Below are 21053 nucleotides of genomic sequence, written 5' to 3'. Positions count from 1 at the left end.
CGGGGCCGCAGCGCGGCAGTATCAGTCGGGTTGCGGCGTCGGCGGCTCGTTTTCGGAAAAGCTGGCCTCGCGACTGCGGCGGATCAGCGGCGCGATGGTAGAGCCCTGTACCACGATCGAGAAGAGTACCACGCCGTAGGTCATCACCACCCACAGGTGGCGCAGATCGTGAGTGGCGTCTTCAAACACACCGTCCACCACATAGCCGGCGGGTATCGACATTGCCAACGCCAGCGCAAGGCCGCCGCGCAGGCCGCCCCAGATCAAAATACGCTCGGTGTAGGGGTGGTAGCGGCGGTGGCGCTTCAGGAACAGGAACGGCAAGCCGACCGCAAGCACCCGCCCCAGCAGCACGATCACGATGGCGGCGGCGATCAGCACATAGTCGATGGGCTTGAAGTCGATGGTGATCAGGAACAGTCCCACCAGCAGGAACAAAATCCCGTTCAGGAACTCCTCGGTAATGGACCAGAAGTTATCCAGCTCGTGCTGACTCATGCGCGAGAAACCTTTCTCACGGGTGAAGTTGCCGATGATGATCCCCGCCACCACCATGGCCAGTGCGCCGGAAACACCGAGCATATTGGCCGCCGCAAAACCTGCCGTGGGTATCACCAGGGTCAGCAACAATTCCAGGCTGTGATCGTTGGTGGAGCAAATCAGCCAGTGGAACAGGCCACCGATGGCCAGACCCAGCGCGATACCACCGAGGGCCTCCACCATAAACAGATGGCTGATGGCGGCGACGGTAGGCTCGGTGCCCTGGAACGCCAGTGCATAAATCACCGCGAACACCACCATGCCGAAGCCGTCGTTGAACAGAGATTCCCCCTCCACCTGAATCGACACCTGTTCCGGAGCCTTCAGGCTTTTGATGATGGCGAGCACCGCAATGGGGTCGGTGGGGGAAATCAGTGCGCCAAACAGCAGGCAGTACACCAGTTCAACCGGCATACCGATCAGGCCGAAAAAGAAGTACAGCATGTAACCGACGGCGAAGGTTGAAATCAAAGTGCCGACAATCGCCAGCAGCGTAATCTCCACCTTCTGGTTGCGCAGCATCAGCAGGTCGATATGCAGTGAGCCCGCAAACAGCAGGAAGCCGAGCATGCCCTTCAGCAGCAGGTCCGGGAGGTTCATCAGCGGCAGCAGTTGCGCCACCCAGTCGCGCAGCTCGACAACTTCCAGTTTGCCGAGACCGGTGACGATCAGAGAGAGTGCAAGGGAACCCGCGGTAATGGCGATGGTGGTCTGCGTGCGCAGCACATACTGATTGATAAACCCGAGGAACACGGAAACGGCGGCGAGAAAGCAAAAGATGTAATAGACGTCCATGCCCGGGGGATTACCTCAAGTAGATAGGCGGCACGCCGGGCGGGTTACCCGGCGTGCGCGAAACTCAATCCGTAAGCGTGCCGTTATTGTAGTCGCGCACCGCCTGTTCGATCTGTTCGCGGGTATTCATAACAAAGGGACCGTAGTGGGCGACGGGTTCGTCCAATGGAGTGCCGTGTAACAGCAACAGTCCAACGCCCTCCTCTGGTGCACCTTGCGGCGCGCGCAATTGTAGCGATTCACCATCGCCAAACAACACCAGATTGCCGCGCTCCACCACACCGCGGCCGGTGTCCAGCGCACCGCGATATAGGTAAACCAGCACTGAGTGCTGCGGAGGCACCGGTAAGTTAATTTCTGCGCCGGGTGCCAGGCGCACATCGGCCACCGCCGCATCCGCGGCCGCTTCCAGCAGCGGACCACATTCCGGTTCTCCGGCAATCTGCCATTGCCCGGAGATCAGGCGGATCAGCGAGCCGCTCTCGTCCAGGGAAATCTCCCGTACCTGATGCGGCTGGATATCGCGCCAGTCCGGCTTACTCATCTTGTCTTTCGCCGCCATGTTTATCCACAGCTGGAAGCCGTGCATGCCGCCCTCACCCTGGGACGGCATTTCCGAATGGATAATGCCGCGGCCGGCGCGCATCCACTGGGCACCGCCCTGATTGATGGCGCCGCGGTTGCCCAGGTGATCCTGGTGCTCGAACTCGCCGCTCAGCATATAGGTGAGGGTTTCTATCCCGCGGTGTGGGTGCGGCGGGAAGCCGGCGATATAGTCATCAGGATTTTCCGAGCGAATCTCATCGATCATCAGGAAGGGACTGAAGTCCCGGGACTGGAAACCCGCCACCCGGTGAATCTTCACCCCGGCGCCATCGGCAGAGGGATGGCCCGCCACAACCCGCGCAGCGGGGCGGATGCTGGCGCTGTTTGCGCTATTTGATGTGACTTTAGACATGGTTCTGTTCCTCCATTTCCGGCAGTATAGGCCGATAAAATCGCCAGAAAATGGCAAATAATCGCAGCTAAGTTTCGACAAGCTCGATAGATTAATCGGAATTCCGTTTTACCCGGTGGTGCGAGGCGGAATCAGTTTTCGAATTCAGACGAAGGACAGTCTATGGCCAAGGTAACACTGGAACAGTGGCGCATGTTTCAGGCGGTGGTAGAGCACGGGGGCTTCTCCCAGGCCGCAGATGCGGTGCACAAAAGCCAGTCTTCCATCAATCACGCGGTGCACAAGCTCCAGGAAAGTTTGGGGGTTTCGCTGCTGGAAGTGCGCGGGCGCAAGGCGGAGCTGACCGATGCCGGGCGCGTGTTGTTGAATCGGGCCGGCGGCCTGCTGGACGAGGCCGAGGCGCTGGAATCCGTTGCCGCCAGTCTTGCGGAGGGTACCGAGGCGCAGTTGCGTCTGGCGGTGGATGTGCTGTTCGACTACGAGGCGCTGTTCAACGCGGTGGAGCGCTTTGCCAGTGAATACCCGCACACCCGGCTGGAAATTCGCGAAACGGTGCTCTCTGGCGGCGAGGAGCTGCTGTTGCAACAGGAAGTGGACTTCATTCTTACCGCGCGGGTGCCCCAGGGGTTTGTGGGTGAGCCCGTCTCGCGGGTAAAGTTCGTGCCGGTGGCACACCCGGACCACCCGTTGCATCAGCTGGGCCGGCCGGTAAACCGCGAGGACCTGAAAGCGGCGCGGCAGATTGTGATGCGCGATTCCGCTTTGAAGAATCGCCAGGATGCCGGCTGGCTCGGTTCCGACCAGCGCATCACCGTCACCAACGTGCACACTTCCATCGAGCTGATTGAACGGGGCCTGGGTTTTGCCTGGCTGCCGCAGACCCGCATCCGCGATTCCCTGTCTGCCGATCGCTTGCTACCCCTGCGCACCGAGGAACCCTGGGAGCGGGAAGCCACAGTGTATCTGGTGTACGCCGACCAGGATCGCGCCGGCCCCGCCGCCTGTCTGCTGTTGCGCGCACTGCGCGAGGGTTTGCCGCCGATCGAATGATCGCGGTTGGCGCCTCGCGAGGCCTTAGCATTATTTAAATTGGGATCTAACAGATGACTGGTGAGAGCGACAAAATCCGCTGGGGCATTATTGGTTGCGGCAATGTCACCGAGCTGAAAAGTGGCCCGGCATTTAACAAGGTGGCGGGTTCGAAGTTGCTGGCGGTGATGCGCCGGGACCGGGAAAAGCTCGCGGACTACGCCGCGCGCCACGGGGTACCCAAAACCTACGCCAGCGCCGACGAGCTGATCAACGACCCGGAAATCGATGCCATCTATGTGGCCACCCCGCCGGGCAGCCACCGCGAGTACGCCCTGAAGATAGCGAGCGCTAACAAACACTGCTGCCTGGAAAAGCCCATGGCGCTCAATTTTGCCGAGTGCGAGGAAATCATCGGGGCGTTTGAGGGGCTGGATGCGCAGCTGTTTGTCGCCTATTACCGCCGCTCCCTGCCCCGCTTCAATAAAGTCAAAGAGTGGATCGACAGCGGTCGTATCGGCGCTGTGCGCCATATCAACTGGAGCTATGCGCGCACCCCTTCCGCCGCGGATCTGTCACCGGAGTACGACTGGCGCACCGACCCGGCGGTATCCGGCGGCGGACATTTTGTCGACCTGGCCTGCCACGGCCTCGACCTGTTTATCCACCTGGCCGGTGACATTACCGATGCCCGCGGTATCGCGGTCAATCAGCAGAATCTGTATGACGCTGAAGATGCGGTTTCCGCCTGCTGGGTATTTGAAAATGGCGCCACCGGTGCGGGTTTCTGGAATTTCGGCGCCAGTGACTACTGTGACGAGGTGGTAATCTGCGGCGCCAAAGGCACAATCCGCTTTTCCGTGTTTGCGGAGAATCCACTGCAGCTCGAAGCGGGCGATGACCGCGAAACGGCCGATATTGCCCACCCGGAGAATATCCAGTTCTTTCATATCGAGAATATGGTCAAACACCTGAACGGCGCGGGTGCGCACCCGGTCGCCGGCGCCGAGGGCGGCAAGGCCTCGCGGGTGATGGACCAGATTCTGGCGGGGTTTCGATAGTGAGCCCCCTGCCCTTTCTCTTTTCTTGCTAAAAAAACGGTGTTTCCCGCCGAATAACTGCGATTTTAGTTTCGAATCTCCGAATTACACTGAACTGCATGACAGCTTCTTACACTTTCGTGGGGAGTGGTGTGTGGAACAGTGTGAAGCCCGGTGCGGATCCGGTAACAGGAGTGAAGAATGGGACTGCTGGTAAACGGCGAGTGGAAAGACAAGTGGTACGACACGGACAAAAGCGGCGGTGAATTCGAGCGCGAGGCGGCGCAGCTGCGCAACTGGGTCACCGCCGATGGCAGCGCCGGCCCCAGTGGCGAGGGTGGCTTCGAGGCGGAGAAAGGGCGCTACCACCTCTATGTCTCCCTCGCCTGCCCCTGGGCCCACCGCACGCTGATTTTCCGCAAGCTCAAGGGGCTGGAGGACTACATCGACGTTTCGGTGGTCAGCCCCTACATGATGGAAAACGGCTGGACCTTCGATAAAGACGAAGGCAGCAGCGGCGACAAGCTGTTCGGCAGCGATTTTCTGCACCAGGTGTACACCCGCAACCGCGCGGACTATTCCGGGCGGGTGACGGTACCGGTACTGTGGGACAAACAGCGCGAGCAGATCGTCAGCAACGAGTCCGCGGAAATCATCCGCATGTTCAACACCGCGTTCAACGACCTCACCGGCGACGAGCAGGATTTTTATCCACAGGATCTGCACGGCGATATCGACGCCACCAATGCGCTGGTTTACGAAAACGTCAACAACGGCGTGTATCGTGCGGGTTTCGCCACCAGCAAAGAGGCTTACGAGGCCGCCTATCACCGGCTGTTCGAGGTGTTGGAACAACTGGAGCAGCGCCTGCAGAGCAACCGCTACCTCACCGGCGAACGGATTACCGAGGCGGACTGGCGGCTGTTTACTACACTGATCCGGTTCGACGCCGTGTACCACGGCCACTTCAAATGTAACAAGCAGCGCCTGGCGGATTACCCCAATTTGTGGGGTTATGTGCGCGAGCTGTACCAGTGGGAGGGCGTGGCGGACACGGTGGACTTCCACCATATCAAGACCCATTACTACGCCAGCCACAAAAACATCAATCCCACTGGCATCGTGCCTGTGGGACCGGAACTGGACTACAGCGCGCCCCACGGCCGCGGATAACGCTACGACACGGAGAAAACCATGAAGCTGTTTTACGCCCCCGGTGCCTGTTCCCTGTCACCGCATATCGTCGCCTGCGAGGCGGGCATTGATCTCGACCTGTGCAAGGTGAACCTGAAAACCAAGGAGACCGAAAGCGGCGGCGACTACACGGAGGTGAATCCGAAAGGCTATGTGCCGGCGCTGCAGCTGGAGGGCGGCGAGCTGCTCACCGAGGGACCGGCCATTGTGCAGTTTCTGGCGGAGCAGAAACCGGAGAAAAAACTGGCCCCGGAATACGGCTCACTGGATCACTACCGGGTGCTGGAGTGGCTGAATTACATTTCCACCGAGGTGCACAAATCCTTCCTGCCCCTGTTCTGGGATGGAAGCGATGATGAACAGGCGGCAGCCAAAGAAAAACTGGCGAAGCGCTTCCAGTATGTGGAAGACCAGATGGCCGGAGACTACCTGATGGGTGACGACTTCAGCATCGCCGATGCCTATCTGTTTACCGTGTACAACTGGTGCAGCAAGGTGGGTGTGGATACCGGCAGTTGGCCCAGGCTCAAGGCGTTTGCCGAGCGCATGGGCCAGCGGGAAGGGGTGCAGAAGGCACTGAAGGCGGAAGGCCTGATTTAAAGGCCTGCAGAGCCACGGCTGCGGGTCATACCCGCAGCGTCTGCTCCTCAATTTCGATCGGCCGGCGCGCCCGCGCTACAAACAGCGCCATGCACAGGGCGGCGGCGGAACAACACAGCATCCCCAGTGCGATCGGCACCAGAGTGCCGGTGTGCACCGCGTTCACTGCTCCACCCAGGACCCCACCAAAAATAAACAGCGAGGCTCCGTACAGGGCATTCGCAGTACCGCTGATCCTGGGGAAGAATTCGAGATAACAGGCGGCCGAGTTGGGGGTGATGATGCCGATGGCACCCATCGCCATCACCAGCGGAACCATCCACGCCAGCAACACCTGGTCCTGTCCGAAATACAGGGTGCTCGCCAGCAACAGCGCGCAGGAAAACAACTGCAGCCCCATACCCGCCAGCAGTATCTGGCGCGGTTCAAATACCTTCAGCAGACGGATATTCAGCTGCACCATCAACACCAGTCCCAGCACACAGCTGCCAAACAGCATGGGGAAGGTGGCGGAAGAAACCCCGAAATGCTCCATAAACACGAAAGGCGCGGTGGTGATGTAGATAAACATGCTGCCACTGATCAACGCCTGCCCGAACAGAAAGCCCAGTGCACGGGGGGTGCGGAAGATCTGCGCATAGCCTTTTAGCATGCTGCGGCGGGACTCCCGCTGGCGGCGTGCGCGGCGGAACTTGGATACCGTCTCCGGTAGCACCCCGCGCACCAGTACCATCATCAGCAGACCGTACACCAGCAGGAAGATAAAGATCGCGTGCCAGTCGCCGAAGGTCAGCAGGGTCGCGCCAATCGCCGGCGCCGCCATGGGGGCTATCAGCATCATGGTGGCAATCATCGACATGATCCGCGCCGCGTCCCGCCCGTGGTACAGGTCGCGCACGATCGCCCCGCAGATCACCGTGGCAAAGCCGCCACCCAGCGCCTGGCAGAAGCGCAGCGCCACCAGCAGTTCCACGGTGTTGGTAAATAGGATCAGTGCCGAGCTGACGATAAAGATGGCGAGCCCGATGGTGCCGGTGACAATGCGACCCCAACGGTCCGACAGTGGCCCACCAATCAATTGGCCCACGGCGAACCCCAGCAGATAGCTGGAAACCGAGTGCTGTACCTGCGCCACCTCCACACCCAGCGCCATGGCCATGGCGGGAATTGCCGGCAGGTAGGTATCAATGGCAAATGGCGTCAGTGCCACCAGTGCGGCGAGACAGGGGGCGAGCCAACGCGGCGGCTTGCCTTCGGCGTCGAAGAAATTCGGGGGCATAACAACTCAATTGAAGAGAATCTCGAGTACTTGTTGCAAGTACTCGGTTGAGGTGGCCGGCATCGGCTGTTACGGCTAAAACCGAGACACCGGCGGGCGCCGGCATGGTAACGGGGGCCAAGGCCAGTTTCCATGACAGTTCGGGAATTTGCGGTCAGGGACAGGGGAGCCGGGGTCGAAGCGCGGCGCTGACCGAACGATCAGTCCGTGTCAGTGTTTCTCTTCCCGCAGATTGTAGAGGCCTTTCTTCAGCTTCAGCAGGTGCTCCTGCAGCTGTGGACCCTTGCGCTGGGCGACGCCGATCGCGAGGACATCGATCACCACCAGGTGGGCGATGCGCGACGAAAGCGGTGTGTACAGTTCGATATCTTCTTCCACATCCACTTCCAGCGGGATGCTGGACTGGCGTGTCATGGGAGAGCCGCTGGGGCCGAGGCCGATCACCGTGGCGCCCTGCGCCTTGGCCATTTCCATGGAGCGCAGCAGCGAGGAGGTGCGGCCGCTCTGGGAGATGGCGACCACCACATCACCGGGCTTCATGCTCATGGCCGACATGCTCTGCATGTGGTGGTCGGAGTGGGCGGCGGTGGCCATCTGCAGGCGGAAGAATTTGTGCTGGGCGTCGGCGGCGACGGCACCGGAGGCGCCGAAGCCGAAGAATTCAACCCGTTTGGAAGCAGCGATGGCGGCGACAGCGGCTTCTAGGGCGCGGCCGTCGATCTTGTCGCGCACATTCAGCAGGGTATCGACGGTGGAGTCGAATACCTTGCGTTTGTATTCAGCGATGGTGTCGGTTTCGGTGACGGCGATCTGGCCGAAGCTGGGGCTGGAGGCGAGCTGCTGGGCCAGGTTCAGCTTGAATTCCTGGAAGCCGGAACAGCCCACCGCGCGACAGAAGCGCACCACGGTAGGTTCGCTCACCTGGGCTTCGGTGGCGAGATCGACGATCCGCATATGAATGATTTCGCCGGGATTGGCGAGGATATATTCCGCAACCTTGCGCTCTGATTTGCGCATCGAACTCAGCTGTTCGCTGATCTTCTGCGTGACTTCCGCTGGCTTCACGACAACACCTTCTCTGGTTCAAGCTGTGCAGTTTAGCGGCATGGCCCGGTGCTGGCGAGCCCCGCAGCCCGCCACGCCGTTATTGTCACCCCCCTACTGTAGGAGCCTGCCCTGCAGGCGAACCGAATCGTGCCCCAATAATGTTCGCCTGCAGGGCAGGCTCCTACAGCGCCGCTCCACCAAACCGTAGGGTGGATAAGCGCAGCGCATCCGCCGTCCCATCCGCCCACAAAAACCCCTGTTTATATACCCAGTTCTCCCCCCACCCCTGATACAATCCGCCCCCATGGACGTATCTGAACTCTTAGACCCCCTCAACGACCCCCAGCGCGAAGCCGTCGCGGCGCCGCCGGGCAATCAACTGGTTCTGGCCGGTGCCGGCTCGGGCAAGACCCGTGTGCTGGTGCACCGTATCGCCTGGCTGATGCAGGTGGAGGGGGCATCGCCCTACTCCATTATGGCAGTGACCTTTACCAACAAGGCCGCGCGCGAGATGCGCGGGCGTATCGAGGAACTGCTGGGGGTGAACACCTTCGGCATGTGGGTGGGCACCTTTCACGGCCTCGCCCACCGCCTGCTGCGCGCCCACTGGCAGGAAGCCAAGCTGCCGCAGAACTTCCAGATTCTCGATTCTGATGACCAGCTGCGCCTGATCAAGCGGGTGCAGAACGAGCTGGGGCTGGATGACAAGAAGTGGTCGCCGCGGGAAACCCAGTGGTGGATCGGTGCACAGAAAGATGAGGGGATTCGCCCGCAGTATATCCAGCTCACCGGCGATCCCTGGCTGCAGACCATGGTGCAAATTTACAGCGCCTATGAAGCGGCCTGTCAGCGCGCCGGTGTAGTCGACTTTGGCGAGCTGCTGCTGCGCGCCCACGAACTGTTGCGGGATAACGACGGCATACTCGCCCATTACCGCCGCCGTTTCCCCCATATCCTGGTCGACGAGTTTCAGGATACCAACACCATCCAATACGCTTGGCTGCGCCTGCTGGCCGGCGACCAGTGCACGATCACCGCGGTGGGTGACGACGACCAGTCCATTTACGGCTGGCGCGGGGCCAAAATCGAGAATATCCAGCACTTCGAGGCGGATCTGAAAGACGTGCAGACGGTGCGCCTGGAGCAGAACTACCGCTCCACCAGCACCATCCTGAACGCCGCCAACGCGGTGATCGCCCACAACACCGGTCGCCTCGGCAAGGAGCTGTGGACCGAGGGTGACAAGGGCGAGCCCATCGCGCTCTACTCCGCCTACAACGAACAGGATGAGGCGCGCTTTATTGTCGAGCGCATCCAGGACTGGGTGCGCGATGGTAACCGCCGCGACAGCATCGCCATCCTTTACCGGTCCAACGCCCAGTCACGAGTGCTGGAAGAAGGCCTGCTGCGGGAACAGGTGCCCTACCGCATCTACGGCGGCCAGCGCTTCTACGAGCGCATGGAAATCAAGAACGCGCTGTCCTATATGCGCCTGATCACCAACCGCCACGACGACACTTCCTTCGAGCGGGTGGTGAATACCCCCACTCGCGGCATCGGCGCGCGCACCGTGGATATGGTGCGCCAGTTCGCCCGCGAACACGGCTGCTCCCTGTGGGACGCCGCCGCCAAGATGCTGCAACAGAAAGTCCTCGCCGCACGCGCGGGCAATGCCCTGGCCAACTTCTTGAGCCTGATCGACGCGCTGGACGAAGAGAGCACCGACAAAACCCTCGACCATATCGCCGAGCTGGCCATCGAACAGACTGGCCTGATCGAATTCCACGGCAAGGAGAAGGGTGAGAAGGGTCAGACCCGGGTGGAGAACTTGCAGGAATTGGTGAGCGCCTGTCGCGGCTTCGACGGCCTGCCCACCGTGGACGCTGATGGCGAGGCGGTGGACGAGGAAGAGATTCCACTGATCAACCAGTTCCTCGACAGCGCCGCGCTGGACGCCGGCGAAGGCCAGGCAGATGAGTTTGAAGACGCCGTGCAGCTGATGACCCTGCACTCCGCCAAGGGTCTGGAATTCCCACTGGTGTTTATGGCCGGTGTGGAGGAAAACCTGTTCCCGCACAAGATGTCCGCCCAGGAACCCGGGCGTATGGAGGAGGAGCGACGCCTCTGCTACGTGGGTATCACCCGCGCCATGCAGAAGCTGTATATCACCTACGCGGAAAGCCGCCGCCTGTTTGGCAGTGAGACTTACAACAAACCGTCGCGGTTTGTGAGCGAAATCCCGGTGGAATACATCCACGAGGTTCGCCTGAAAACCGAAGTCTCCAAGCCCCTGTTTCAACCCAATTACGGACGAGCAGGCCAGTTCTCCGACCCGGCCCCGCAGTTCGACGACGACCTGCCACCGCTGGCGCTGGGCGGCCGCGTCGACCACGCCAAATTCGGTGAAGGCACCGTGGTGCAGTTCGAAGGCAGCGGCCCACGCGCCCGAGTACAGGTCAACTTCGACGACGCCGGAGCCAAATGGCTGGTAGTATCCATGGCCAAACTACAGCCGCTGTAATCACGATCGACATCATCATATTTTAGCAACAACGTCATCCCGGACTTGATCCGGGATCCAGATACCACAGAACCGGCAGCAACCTCAAATACCCTGCCACACTCACTGGATCCCAGATACTTTTGTCATGCCGGACGCGATCCGGTACCGGGATGACGCAATAAAACGAAAAATAAAAATCAAACGGACATGAAAAAAATAAACTGGTATCCCCCCGTTATCCTCGGCCTGCTCGCCCTGCTGGTGCTCACCTTTGGCACCCTGGTGATCTCCCGCTCCGATCAGGTTCAGACCGTCACTTCGATCGAAAACGCTGGCCAGCAAACTTTTGAATGGAAGCTCGTCACCACCTGGCCAAAGAACTTCCCCGGCCTCGGCAGCGCGCCGGAGCGTTTCGCCAAAAACGTGGCAACAATGTCCAATGGCCGCCTGAAGATCAAAGTCTTCGGCGCTGGTGAACTTGTCCCGGCTATGGGAGTCTTTGGTGCTGTTTCAAACGGTGCTGCGCAGGTAGGCCACGGCGCGGCCTATTACTGGAAAGGTAAGGTACCCGCCGCGCAGTTTTTTACCGCGGTACCCTTTGGATTAAACGCTCAGGAAATGAATGGCTGGCTGCACTACGGTGGTGGTCGTGAATTGTGGGAAGAGCTCTACGCGCCGTTTGATCTGATCCCTATGGCCGGCGGATCCACCGGTGTGCAGATGGCGGGCTGGTTCAATAAGGAAATTAATTCTGTCGACGACCTCAAAGGTCTCAAGATGCGCATCCCCGGCCTCGGCGGTGAGGTCCTCAACCGCGCCGGCGGCACTGCCGTCACCATCCCCGGTGGCGAACTTTACACCGCACTGCAGACCGGCGTGATCGACGCCACCGAATGGGTCGGACCGTACAACGATCTCGCGTTCGGCTTCCACCAGATCGCCCAATACTACTACTACCCCGGCTGGCACGAGCCGGGTTCAATCCTCGAAATCATCATCAATAAAACTGCGTTCGAAAAATTGCCGAAAGATCTGCAGGCCATCGTCCGAACCGCCGCCCGCGACGCCAACCAGGATATGCTCGACGAGTACACCGCGCGCAACAATCGTGCGCTGAAAGAACTGGTGGATGAGCATGGGGTTGAGCTGAGAAAACTGCCGGACGATGTCATCGCCCACCTGAAAAAGATAAATCAGGGTATCATGCAGGAAACCGCGGCCAATGATCCGCAGTTCAATCGTGTATACAAGGCCTTCCAGGAATTCGAGTCGCAGGTAATTCCCTATCACCGAATCAGTGAAGAAGCCTATTACGATACCCGTGACGTAGTACCCGAGCAGGAGTAGTCCGCCACTTCATCTATATACGTGCCGACAGAATTCCGCATCCATCGTTGGCACGTTATTCCCTCTATTTTATTGACTCCCGCGATCGCAAAAATTGGTACGATCGTGCGCATTTCGTAAATTGACTCTGACACCATTTTATATTTTTGACAAAGGTATCGCGCCCTTTAGTATAACTTCAGGTGCCGGTAAGTTCCGCCGTGCGTTGCACTTCGTTTTTTGATCCGGGCTTCAATACGTGGATATCAACACAATATTGTATCGATTCACTGTTTCTTTAATTGCATTAATATTTTCAGGTTCTCTGCACGCTATGTCGATATTTGATACTGGTAAAGCTTGTACGTTTTCTGGGGTTTCTGGCGTAATTTTACAAAATGGAGTACCGGTAGCTGGTGCTAAAGTAACAAGAACTACAGACTTTCAGAAAAAAAAGCAGGATGAAACCATTACGGATGATAAGGGTTACTTCGAGTTTTCCGCTCGATTCGAGCGGAATATTGTCAATATCTTGCCTCAAGAATTTGTAGTCGGTCAGAAAATTACCGTGGCAGTGGGCGAAGAAGAGATAGAAATTTGGTCCGGCGTAAAGAGAAAGAAAGCTGAAAATTCGGAAGCGCGCGGTGTTCCTATATCAGTCACCTGTGAATTAGAGAGTGAAACAAAACTTATCAACGTAAACAATCAGCCTTTTTTTACCCGGTGCATTTGGGATGTTGAACCCGATGTCATTGATAATGGATTTTAAAAATGGAACTTACACCTCAACAGTCTGCTAGTTTATCTAGAGATGTTTACGCCTTAAGCAAGATTGACAGGCTGGATCGTGCGATAGAGGTTTTGAATGTAAGGTATAAAAATCAAATCCGGTTTTTCGAAACCAATATGCTGAAAGGCAAGACCGGCGGGCCAGGTTTTATCAAAGTAAGAACAGCGTTCGGGTTTTTGCTCGTCGGCCAAGAAGCATTCCAGGGGCATGCTTTTATTTTGTTTCGCGGCACACAATATCTCGCTGACTGGCTGACAAATCTAAATATAACCTTGTCCTCTTCCGCAAGGGGCCAACCGGTTCATGATGGCTTCAAAAAGTCATTTCAGTCGATGTTGCCGCAGATACAAGACTTTGTTGCCACACTACCTTCCGGCACTTTTGTGCATTGCCTGGGACATAGCCTCGGGGGCGCACTGGCAACACTTGCTGCTGAATGGATTAAAGCCAACACCATACACCAACCGAAGCTGTATACCTTCGGCAGCCCAAGAGTGGGCTTGATCGGTTTCTCAGAAAACTGTACTCAGTTGCTCAACGACAAGAATATGTACCGAGCCTATCATCGTACGGATATTGTCCCATGTATCCCGATATGGCCCTTTGTACATACCCCGAGTACTGACAGGGAATATTTCCTACCATCTCCAGGGTTGATTCCGTGGGCGACATATCACGATATGGATCTGTATGTGGATTCGGTAAGCAAAAAAAGCTGGTCTGAAATTCATGCAATGCGTCCGGCTGCCCGTACCGATAGCGGCGTCGAAGCCTGGCTGCGATCCAAGGCCGCAATCGGACAGACGATGTCTGCAATTGAATGGTTGAACGATGCCATTATCTACGTGGTGAAAAAGTGCATGGAGTTCGCAGGGCGCGTAATCAATTTTACTGCCACCACCTATTTCACTCTAATGGACCAGTTGGCCATGGTGCTGAATAGCGGCGTAAAACTGCTCGTCGGCTCGGTGAGCCTGGTGGCGCTGCTAGTCAAGAAAATCATGCAGTTCCTTGGCCTCAAGCCCATTCTTGAATCCGCCAGTATCACACACGACTTTCTGCGTAACCTACTGTTAAAGCTATCATCCCGGGTTAACGAAATCAGTAAGCAGGCCCTGAGTGCGACGCTGGCTGAAGGGCGCGGTATTTAGCGATTAGGGGTGCACCGCGCCAAACAAAAAAGGGGCCTTGCGGCCCCGAAAAGAAAAGCACTGGGGATGGGTCTTTGGAAAAATCAGTAGTCGTAGGCGTCCGCCGCGGCCTCTGATTTTTTCTCTTCCGGCTTGTCAGCCACCATCACTTCGGTGGTGAGCATCAGGCCTGCGATGGAGCCCGCATTCTGCAGCGCAGAGCGGGTAACCTTGGCGGGGTCGATGATGCCGAACTCCAGCATATCGCCGTAGTCGCCGGTCTGGGCGTTGTAGCCGTAGTTGGCGCTGTCTCCGGATCTGGAGCTGTCACGGACATTGTTCAACACCACACTGCCTTCGACACCAGCGTTGGCGACGATCTGGCGGAAGGGCTCTTCCATTGCGCGCAGAGCGATATTGATCCCCACCTGTTGATCGTCATTGGCACCTTTCAAACCGCTCTTGCGCAGGCTGTCGGCCACACGCACCAGGGTCAGTCCACCACCGGCAACAATGCCCTCTTCCACTGCTGCGCGGGTCGCGTGGAAGGCGTCGTCCACCAGGTCTTTCTTCTCCTTCATTTCCACTTCGGTGGCGGCGCCGACCTTGATCACCGCAACACCGCCGGCCAGCTTGGCCACGCGCTCCTGCAGTTTTTCCTTGTCGTAGTCGGACGTGGAGTTTTCGATTTCCGCGCGGATCTGTTTCACGCGGCCATCGATTGCGGATTTTTCTCCCGCGCCGTCCACCACTACGGTGTTGTCTTTACTGATCACCACGCGTTTGGCGCTACCCAGTTGCTCCAGTTCGACCTTCTCGAGGGTGAGGCCGACTTCTTCGGAGATCACCGTACCGCCGGTAAGGATGGCGATATCCTCCAGCATGGCCTTGCGGCGGTCACCGAAGCCCGGCGCTTTTACCGCAGCCACCTTGATGGTGCCGCGCAGGCTGTTGACCACCAGGGTGGCCAGGGCTTCGCCTTCGATGTCTTCGGCAATCAGCACCAGTGGGCGGCCGGCCTTGGCCACAGACTCCAGCAGCGGTACCAGGTCGCGGATATTGCTGATCTTTTTGTCGAACAGCAGGATGTACGGATTATCCAGTTCCGCCTGCATCTTTTCCTGGTTGGTGACGAAGTACGGAGACAGGTAGCCGCGATCGAATTGCATACCCTCCACGACTTCCAGTTCGTTCTGCAGGGACTTGCCCTCTTCCACGGTAATCACACCGTCGCGGCCGACTTTTTCCATGGCCTCGGCGATGATCTGGCCGATGTCCTCGTTCCAGTTGGCGGACACGGTGCCCACCTGGCCAATGGACTTGGTGTCGTCACAAGGTTTGGCCAGTTTCGCTAGCTCTTCCACGGCGGCCTTCACCGCGGTGTCGATACCGCGTTTCAGGTCCATGGGGTTCATGCCGGCGGCGATGGACTTGTGCCCCTCGCGCACTAGTGCCTGGGCCAGCACGGTTGCAGTGGTGGTGCCGTCACCGGCCACGTCGGCAGTTTTTGAGGCCACCTCCTTCACCATTTGTGCGCCCATATTCTGGAACTTGTCCTTGAGCTCAATTTCTTTGGCTACAGACACACCATCTTTGGTCACGCGCGGTGCGCCGAAGCTTTTGCTCAGCACCACGTTGCGGCCCTTGGGACCCAGTGTGGCTTTTACCGCGTCGGCGAGAATGTTTACGCCCGCCAGCATGCGTTCGCGGGCATCGTCAGAAAACTTGACTACCTTGGCGCTCATGCGGCTTTCTCCTGTTGTTTATCTTCCACTTGTTGCAGTACAGCGAGAATGTCGGATTCTTTCACGATTAAATAGGTCTCGCCGTCGTGTTTGATTTCGGTGCCAGCGTACTGGCCGAACAGGACACGGTCTCCCACTTTAACGGCCAAGGGGCGTAGCTCACCGTTGTCCAACGGTGCTCCGTCACCAGCGGCAATCACTTCTCCCTGGGTGGGCTTTTCGGCAGCCTTGTCCGGAATAACGATGCCACCTTTGGTGGTGGTTTCTGCGGCAAGGCGTTTCACAACCACCCGGTCGTAGAGCGGTTTGATACTCATCGGATTTCCTCCCAATAAGCATTTGGATGTTTCAATGGTTAATGGTTGGTTGCCGGGAAGGGAGTGCCCTTCCGACAAAGCCGAAAATAGGAGCGTTGAAAGGTTTTTCAAGGGGGCCAAAAACGAATTTTTTATAAAAAATTTTTATAAAAAAACGAGGTAAAAAAATAGAAGCGGGATAACGGCAGATTTATATTTACAGTGAAGAATAGAAAAAGGAGGAGCTGATGCCATCCGTATCGCAAACCACCTTTGAGCAGACACTTGCAGAATTTTTTCGCCAGCGCCTGCAGGACGGGGCCGACGATCTGGATCCGCGCCCCCAGGAAGAAACCCTCTGGTACCTGGGCAGCCTGCTGGCGCGCTTCGGCGACAGTGGCCAGGTGTTCAGTTACGACAGCGGCGAAATGTCGGTGCGACCACTGGCACTGTTGTATCGCGACGCAATTGAGGTGGACAGTCATTACCACCGCTGCCTGATCCTGCGCCAGCTCGGCGATCTGGCCCTGTTTATGGGGGCCCTCTTCCCGGACAACTATTCCAGACGGGGGATTAGTCGGGACTATTTTATCGGCATGGGCGGTGGTGCTTACGACTACCTCGGGGAGAATGCCCGCAACAACCGGCGGGTATTCAGCGAACTGGCCGAGCGCTTTGCGCGCTTACTGGAGCTGGTGGCGAGAGTGTGCGGGCGCGCCCGGGAGATGGATGCGACGGATATTCTGCAGTTGTTCCAGCGCTGGCGGGAAACCAACGATCCGCAACTGGCGGCGCAGTTGCGCAGATTGGGTGTGGTGCTGCCGGAGGTGGGAGGGATGCATTGAGGCCGATCACGGCCTCAATTCTAGGCGAATAAGCTACCCTATCAGGGCAGCGGCCGGGTGCGCCCGCGATCGTCGATGGCAACAAAGACGAATTCACCCTCGGTGACTTTCACCTGTTCACCGGTATCCACCCGGGTCAGCCAGACTTCCACCATGGTTTTAATGGACGATCGTCCTACTTCTACTGCTTCCGCGTAGCAGCTCACGGTGGAGCCAACGGTTACCGGGCGCAGGAAAACCATGCTGCCAACGGCGACGGTAGTCACGCGACCTCGGGCGATGCTCTGGGCGAGGATGGCACCGGCCACATCCATCTGCGACATCAGCCAGCCAGCAAAAACATCACCCTGGGGGTTGGTGTCCCGGGGCATGGACTGGGTTTGGAGGGTCAGGGTACCGCTGGGTTGCGGTTCTTCATCAATGGCGGACATCGCGGGTGCTCACAAATTCTTAGATTTATTGGCCCGGCGGTGCATTCAGTGTCACCTTGGCCGGGTGGCGCATTCTAGCACAATCTGGGTACTAATTAGCCAGGGCGTATAGGGCAAATTCTGCGCCGCTGACGGTATTTTCTACTAGTTGAGTCTACCCGAGCCGGATGTCACTACGACGTCAGGTAGCCTGGGAGCCAGGTCGCCAGCGCCGGCCACAGGGCCAGCAGACACATCACCAGCAGCTGAATGGCGATAAATGGCACTACACCGCGATAGATGGCGCCGGTGGCCACCTCCGCTGGTGCCACGCCGCGCAGGTAGAACAGCGCAAAACCGAAGGGCGGGGTGAGGAACGAGGTCTGCAGATTCAGCGCAATCATCACACCTAGCCACACCGGGTCCAGCCCCATGGCCAGTAGTACCGGTCCGACAATGGGCACCACCACAAAGGTGATCTCGATAAAGTCGAGGATAAAGCCCAGCAGGAAAATCACCAGCATCACCAGCAGGGTCGCCCCCACTATGCCTCCGGGAAGGGTCTCGAAAAAGTGCGTGACCACTTCCTCACCGCCAAACCCGCGGAATACCAGTGAGAATAGCGAGGCGCCGATCAAAATGGCGAACACCATGGCGGTGACCTGCAGGGTGCTCTGCCCGACCTCGCCGGCCCGGGCCCAGTTCAGCGCACCGCGGCCCCAGGCTAGGATACCGGCCCCCAGGGCCCCCACTGCCGCCGCTTCCGTCGGGGTGGCGGCGCCGGTGATGATGGAGCCGAGAACCAGCAGCATCAGCGCGATGGGCGGCGCCAGACTCTTGAGGGTCTGCAGCAGCTCCACCTCTTCCTTGCCGGTTTGGGCGGTAGCGGGTTGGCGACGGGCGATAAACAGCAGATAGAGGATATAGGCCGCCACCAGCAGCAGCCCGGGAATAATCGCGCCCATAAAAAGGTCGCCCACACTCACTGGTTTGGGATTGAAAATCCCCTGGCTCAGCTGGGCCTGCTGGTAGGCGTTGGACAGGGTATCCCCCAGCAGCACCAGGGCAATCGACGGCGGAATAATCTGGCCCAGGGTACCCGTCGCACAGATGGTGCCGGTGGCCAGTTTGGGGGAATAGCCGCGGTTTAGCATGGTGGGCAGGGACATCAGGCCCATGGTTACCACGGTGGCGCCGACAATACCGGTGCTGGCGGCGAGCAGCGCGCCAACCACCACCACGGAGACCGCCATGCCCGCGGGGATTCCGGAAAAGACCCGCGCCAGATTGACCAGCAGCTCCTCGGCGATCCGCGCTCTCTCCAGCATCACGCCCATCAAAACGAACAGCGGCACCGCCATCAGGGTGCCGTTCTGCATAATGCCGTAGAGCCGGTCCGGGAACGCCTTCAGCAGTTCCGCGTCGAAGATGCCGCCGACAATGCCGAGGCCAGCGGCGAGCAGCGCGGTGCCGCCCAGGGTAAAGGCCACCGGGTAGCCGAGCATCAGCGCTCCGCAGACCGCGAGGAACATCAGCAGGGGGATCAGCTCGATCATGCGCCCACCTCCGTCGCCGAGCCCGGGGCCGCTTCCCGCACCAGCGGGTGGGGTTGTGTCTCGGCCCCCTTGCGAACAGGTGCGTGAGTGGAGGGTTGAGAGGATAGGCTCCCGTCGCTGCCGGCTTCCACCTGCATCAGGGTATTCAGTGCCCGCGCAAACTGGCTCAATCCCTGCACGGCGAGGGTAGCGGCGGCCAGGGGAATCAGACTTTTCAGCAGGTAGACGCCGCCGAGGCCATCGGCGCTGTTACTGGTCTCGCTCACCGCCCAGCTGCTGGCGGCAAACTGCCAGCTGCCGTAGCCGATAAAAACACACAGCGGCAGCAGAAAGATCAGGCAGCCCACCGCATCGACCCAGGCTTTCCCCCGTGCGCTGAGCGTACGATAGATTACATCCACCCGCACGTGGGCGTTGGCCTGCAGGGCGTAGGCGAGACCGAGCATAAACGCGGCGCCGTGCAGATAGGCCACCGTGTCCTGCAGGGCCAGGGAGCCGCCGTCGAATCCGTAGCGCAGGGCCACGACAAGACTCTGGATCAGCACCATGGCCAGGGTAAACCAGCCGAGTAGCCGCCCGCAGTTGCTGGCAAAGCGGTCCAGGGCACCGGCGGTGCGTAGTAGAAACTTCATGGGAGGTCTCTCAAACCATCTTTATTGTTCTGTTATCAATGGGGGGAGCGTACCTGCTGGTCAGAAATTGCGCCAGTTGCGATGCTCGGAATGAGCTGACCGCGTGAGGTTTTCTGGTCATAAACTGCGCTGCATTCTGTAATCTGTTTGTAACTTTTCATTCATAGAATCGTCACCAGTTCGAAATAGCATGCGCGGCGTGCAGAGACTACAGACTAATTCTCGACCAATTCGCGACCATTTCTGGAGAAATCATGAACAACCGTTCTGCGAACAAAAAAGTACTGGCCTCGGCCCTGGCGGCCCTGACCATCGCGGCGTCCAACGCTGCCCTGGCGGCGCGCGATCATATCAGCATCGTGGGCTCGTCCACTGTTTATCCGTTCACTACCGTGGTTGCCGAGCGCTTCAGCCGCGCTACCCAGTTCAAGACCCCGGTTGTTGAATCCACCGGTACCGGCGGCGGCATGAAGCTGTTCTGTCAGGGTGTGGGCGAGAGCACCGCGGATATCACTGGCGCTTCCCGTCGCATCAAACAGTCCGAGCTGGACATGTGTAACGATAACGGCGTGGATGTGGTAGAAGTACAGATCGGCTTCGACGGCATCGTGCTGGCCAACGCCAAGACTTCCAAGCCGTTTGAACTGACCCGCAAGGACATCTTCCTGGCCCTGGCCAAAGACGTACCGAACCCGGATGGCTCTCAAACACTGGTTGAGAACCCCTACAAAACCTGGAAAGACGTAAATCCGACCCTGCCGGCGACCAAAATCGAAGTGCTGGGTCCGCCCCCGACTTCCGGTACCCGCGACGCCTTCGCCGAGCTGGCAATGGAAGGTGGCTGTAAGAAGTTCGACTGGATCGCGGCCAAGAAGTCTTCCGACAAGAATGCCTATAAAGCGATCTGCCACAATGTGCGCGAAGATGGCGCCTACGTGGAAGCCGGTGAGAACGACAACCTGATCGTGAACAAGCTGGTTGCCAGCCCTGATGCACTCGGCATTTTCGGTTTCAGTTTCCTCGACCAGAACGCCGACAAGGTGCAGGGCTCCGTGATCGAAGGCCAGGAGCCTACGTTTGAGTCCATCGCCGATAACAGCTACCCGGTTTCTCGCCCGCTGTTTGTTTACGTGAAAAAGGCACATGTGGACGTGGTACCCGGAATCAAACAATTCCTGGCTGAGCTCACCAACGAGCGCGCCTGGGGTGAAGAAGGTTACCTTGCCGACAAGGGTATGATCTCTCTGCCCGATGCACAGCGTCAGCAAGTGGCCACCAATGTGCGCAAGCTGAACGCGCTGACCAACCTGGCAGCAAAATAAAGCTAAGCCAGACAGG

19 protein-coding genes are annotated in these 21053 nt (G+C 58.6%); 10 read left to right on the top strand and 9 right to left on the bottom strand.

The window, feature by feature from the left end; translation table 11 throughout:
• Positions 1–21 precede the first annotated feature (21 nt).
• Both ACXAG1_RS13640 and ACXAG1_RS13635 read right to left on the bottom strand, forming a co-directional pair.
• Positions 22–1335 carry a cation:proton antiporter gene (locus ACXAG1_RS13640; RefSeq protein ID WP_475091277.1) on the bottom strand — a complete coding sequence of 438 codons (1314 nt, stop codon included), beginning with the start codon at positions 1333–1335 and terminating at the stop codon, positions 22–24.
• 64 nt (positions 1336–1399) lie between these two features.
• On the bottom strand, positions 1400–2293 hold the full coding sequence (locus tag ACXAG1_RS13635) for a pirin family protein (protein WP_475119977.1): 894 nt from the start codon (positions 2291–2293) through the stop codon (positions 1400–1402).
• A 162-nt stretch (positions 2294–2455) separates the two neighbouring features.
• On the opposite strand from ACXAG1_RS13635, the gene ACXAG1_RS13630 reads away from it, so the two are divergent.
• From ACXAG1_RS13630 to gstA, 4 genes are all read left to right on the top strand, one after another.
• The gene (locus tag ACXAG1_RS13630; RefSeq protein ID WP_475091275.1) at positions 2456–3343 is read left to right on the top strand and encodes a LysR family transcriptional regulator; all 888 of its coding nucleotides are present in this window, start codon (positions 2456–2458) and stop codon (positions 3341–3343) included.
• A gap of 53 nt (positions 3344–3396) precedes the next feature.
• Positions 3397–4383, top strand: a complete 987-nt coding sequence (locus ACXAG1_RS13625; RefSeq protein ID WP_475119976.1) for a Gfo/Idh/MocA family protein — start codon at positions 3397–3399, stop codon at positions 4381–4383.
• Between the two features lie 180 nt (positions 4384–4563).
• Positions 4564–5535, top strand: coding sequence for a glutathione S-transferase family protein (locus ACXAG1_RS13620; RefSeq protein WP_475119975.1), 972 nt, complete (start codon positions 4564–4566; stop codon positions 5533–5535).
• Positions 5536–5556: 21 nt separating this feature from the next.
• Entirely contained in the window at positions 5557–6156 is a 600-nt protein-coding gene (gene gstA / locus ACXAG1_RS13615; protein WP_475119974.1) for a glutathione transferase GstA, read from the top strand.
• A gap of 25 nt (positions 6157–6181) precedes the next feature.
• Here gstA and ACXAG1_RS13610 read toward each other — a convergent pair whose 3' ends face one another.
• The gene (locus ACXAG1_RS13610) at positions 6182–7435 is read right to left on the bottom strand and encodes a multidrug effflux MFS transporter (RefSeq protein WP_475119973.1); all 1254 of its coding nucleotides are present in this window, start codon (positions 7433–7435) and stop codon (positions 6182–6184) included.
• 210 nt (positions 7436–7645) lie between these two features.
• Entirely contained in the window at positions 7646–8500 is an 855-nt protein-coding gene (gene hexR, locus ACXAG1_RS13605; protein ID WP_299598300.1) for a transcriptional regulator HexR, read from the bottom strand.
• A gap of 286 nt (positions 8501–8786) precedes the next feature.
• On the opposite strand from hexR, the gene uvrD reads away from it, so the two are divergent.
• The 4 genes from uvrD to ACXAG1_RS13585 all read left to right on the top strand — a co-directional run bounded on the left by uvrD (position 8787) and on the right by ACXAG1_RS13585 (position 14252).
• Positions 8787–11003 (top strand): DNA helicase II, encoded by a 2217-nt coding sequence (uvrD, locus tag ACXAG1_RS13600; RefSeq protein ID WP_475119972.1) that lies wholly within the window; start codon positions 8787–8789, stop codon positions 11001–11003.
• 189 nt (positions 11004–11192) lie between these two features.
• A complete protein-coding gene (locus ACXAG1_RS13595) occupies positions 11193–12332 on the top strand; it encodes a TRAP transporter substrate-binding protein (RefSeq protein ID WP_475119971.1) in 1140 nt (379 codons plus the stop codon).
• Between the two features lie 238 nt (positions 12333–12570).
• Positions 12571–13080: a DUF6795 domain-containing protein gene (locus ACXAG1_RS13590; protein WP_475091267.1), complete on the top strand. Its 510-nt coding sequence runs from the start codon at positions 12571–12573 to the stop codon at positions 13078–13080.
• A 2-nt stretch (positions 13081–13082) separates the two neighbouring features.
• Complete coding sequence (locus ACXAG1_RS13585) at positions 13083–14252, top strand: lipase family protein (protein WP_475091266.1); 1170 nt, start codon at positions 13083–13085, stop codon at positions 14250–14252.
• An 83-nt stretch (positions 14253–14335) separates the two neighbouring features.
• On the opposite strand, the gene groL is transcribed toward ACXAG1_RS13585, so the two are convergent.
• Positions 14336–15976: a chaperonin GroEL gene (gene groL, locus ACXAG1_RS13580; protein WP_475119970.1), complete on the bottom strand. Its 1641-nt coding sequence runs from the start codon at positions 15974–15976 to the stop codon at positions 14336–14338.
• On the bottom strand, positions 15973–16293 hold the full coding sequence (gene groES, locus ACXAG1_RS13575; protein ID WP_475091264.1) for a co-chaperone GroES: 321 nt from the start codon (positions 16291–16293) through the stop codon (positions 15973–15975). Before groES ends, groL begins: the two co-directional genes overlap by 4 nt.
• Before the next feature lie 227 nt (positions 16294–16520).
• On the opposite strand from groES, the gene ACXAG1_RS13570 reads away from it, so the two are divergent.
• Complete coding sequence (locus tag ACXAG1_RS13570) at positions 16521–17117, top strand: hypothetical protein (RefSeq protein WP_475091263.1); 597 nt, start codon at positions 16521–16523, stop codon at positions 17115–17117.
• A 41-nt stretch (positions 17118–17158) separates the two neighbouring features.
• Here ACXAG1_RS13570 and ACXAG1_RS13565 read toward each other — a convergent pair whose 3' ends face one another.
• The 3 genes from ACXAG1_RS13565 to ACXAG1_RS13555 all read right to left on the bottom strand — a co-directional run bounded on the left by ACXAG1_RS13565 (position 17159) and on the right by ACXAG1_RS13555 (position 19715).
• Positions 17159–17548: an acyl-CoA thioesterase gene (locus tag ACXAG1_RS13565; RefSeq protein ID WP_230436990.1), complete on the bottom strand. Its 390-nt coding sequence runs from the start codon at positions 17546–17548 to the stop codon at positions 17159–17161.
• A gap of 173 nt (positions 17549–17721) precedes the next feature.
• On the bottom strand, positions 17722–19083 hold the full coding sequence (locus ACXAG1_RS13560; RefSeq protein WP_475119969.1) for a TRAP transporter large permease: 1362 nt from the start codon (positions 19081–19083) through the stop codon (positions 17722–17724).
• Positions 19080–19715 (bottom strand): TRAP transporter small permease subunit, encoded by a 636-nt coding sequence (locus tag ACXAG1_RS13555; protein WP_475119968.1) that lies wholly within the window; start codon positions 19713–19715, stop codon positions 19080–19082. Before ACXAG1_RS13555 ends, ACXAG1_RS13560 begins: the two co-directional genes overlap by 4 nt.
• Before the next feature lie 254 nt (positions 19716–19969).
• On the opposite strand from ACXAG1_RS13555, the gene ACXAG1_RS13550 reads away from it, so the two are divergent.
• The gene (locus ACXAG1_RS13550; RefSeq protein WP_475119967.1) at positions 19970–21037 is read left to right on the top strand and encodes a PstS family phosphate ABC transporter substrate-binding protein; all 1068 of its coding nucleotides are present in this window, start codon (positions 19970–19972) and stop codon (positions 21035–21037) included.
• Positions 21038–21053 lie beyond the last annotated feature (16 nt).

This window comes from Microbulbifer sp. ABE4_465 (assembly GCF_056160765.1).
The sequence above is the reverse complement of the archived record's forward strand: the minus strand, read 5'-3'. Positions and strand labels throughout refer to the sequence as shown.

What these genes read in the sequence shown, in the direction of transcription:
- ACXAG1_RS13640 (WP_475091277.1), bottom strand. Translation starts at nt 1,335, where the DNA reads ATGGACGTCTATTACATCTTTTGCTTTCTCGCCGCCGTTTCCGTGTTC.
- ACXAG1_RS13635 (WP_475119977.1), bottom strand. Translation starts at nt 2,293, where the DNA reads ATGTCTAAAGTCACATCAAATAGCGCAAACAGCGCCAGCATCCGCCCC.
- ACXAG1_RS13630 (WP_475091275.1), top strand. Translation starts at nt 2,456, where the DNA reads ATGGCCAAGGTAACACTGGAACAGTGGCGCATGTTTCAGGCGGTGGTA.
- ACXAG1_RS13625 (WP_475119976.1), top strand. Translation starts at nt 3,397, where the DNA reads ATGACTGGTGAGAGCGACAAAATCCGCTGGGGCATTATTGGTTGCGGC.
- ACXAG1_RS13620 (WP_475119975.1), top strand. Translation starts at nt 4,564, where the DNA reads ATGGGACTGCTGGTAAACGGCGAGTGGAAAGACAAGTGGTACGACACG.
- gstA (WP_475119974.1), top strand. Translation starts at nt 5,557, where the DNA reads ATGAAGCTGTTTTACGCCCCCGGTGCCTGTTCCCTGTCACCGCATATC.
- ACXAG1_RS13610 (WP_475119973.1), bottom strand. Translation starts at nt 7,435, where the DNA reads ATGCCCCCGAATTTCTTCGACGCCGAAGGCAAGCCGCCGCGTTGGCTC.
- uvrD (WP_475119972.1), top strand. Translation starts at nt 8,787, where the DNA reads ATGGACGTATCTGAACTCTTAGACCCCCTCAACGACCCCCAGCGCGAA.
- ACXAG1_RS13595 (WP_475119971.1), top strand. Translation starts at nt 11,193, where the DNA reads ATGAAAAAAATAAACTGGTATCCCCCCGTTATCCTCGGCCTGCTCGCC.
- ACXAG1_RS13585 (WP_475091266.1), top strand. Translation starts at nt 13,083, where the DNA reads ATGGAACTTACACCTCAACAGTCTGCTAGTTTATCTAGAGATGTTTAC.
- groL (WP_475119970.1), bottom strand. Translation starts at nt 15,976, where the DNA reads ATGAGCGCCAAGGTAGTCAAGTTTTCTGACGATGCCCGCGAACGCATG.
- groES (WP_475091264.1), bottom strand. Translation starts at nt 16,293, where the DNA reads ATGAGTATCAAACCGCTCTACGACCGGGTGGTTGTGAAACGCCTTGCC.
- ACXAG1_RS13570 (WP_475091263.1), top strand. Translation starts at nt 16,521, where the DNA reads ATGCCATCCGTATCGCAAACCACCTTTGAGCAGACACTTGCAGAATTT.
- ACXAG1_RS13565 (WP_230436990.1), bottom strand. Translation starts at nt 17,548, where the DNA reads ATGTCCGCCATTGATGAAGAACCGCAACCCAGCGGTACCCTGACCCTC.
- ACXAG1_RS13560 (WP_475119969.1), bottom strand. Translation starts at nt 19,083, where the DNA reads ATGATCGAGCTGATCCCCCTGCTGATGTTCCTCGCGGTCTGCGGAGCG.
- ACXAG1_RS13555 (WP_475119968.1), bottom strand. Translation starts at nt 19,715, where the DNA reads ATGAAGTTTCTACTACGCACCGCCGGTGCCCTGGACCGCTTTGCCAGC.
- ACXAG1_RS13550 (WP_475119967.1), top strand. Translation starts at nt 19,970, where the DNA reads ATGAACAACCGTTCTGCGAACAAAAAAGTACTGGCCTCGGCCCTGGCG.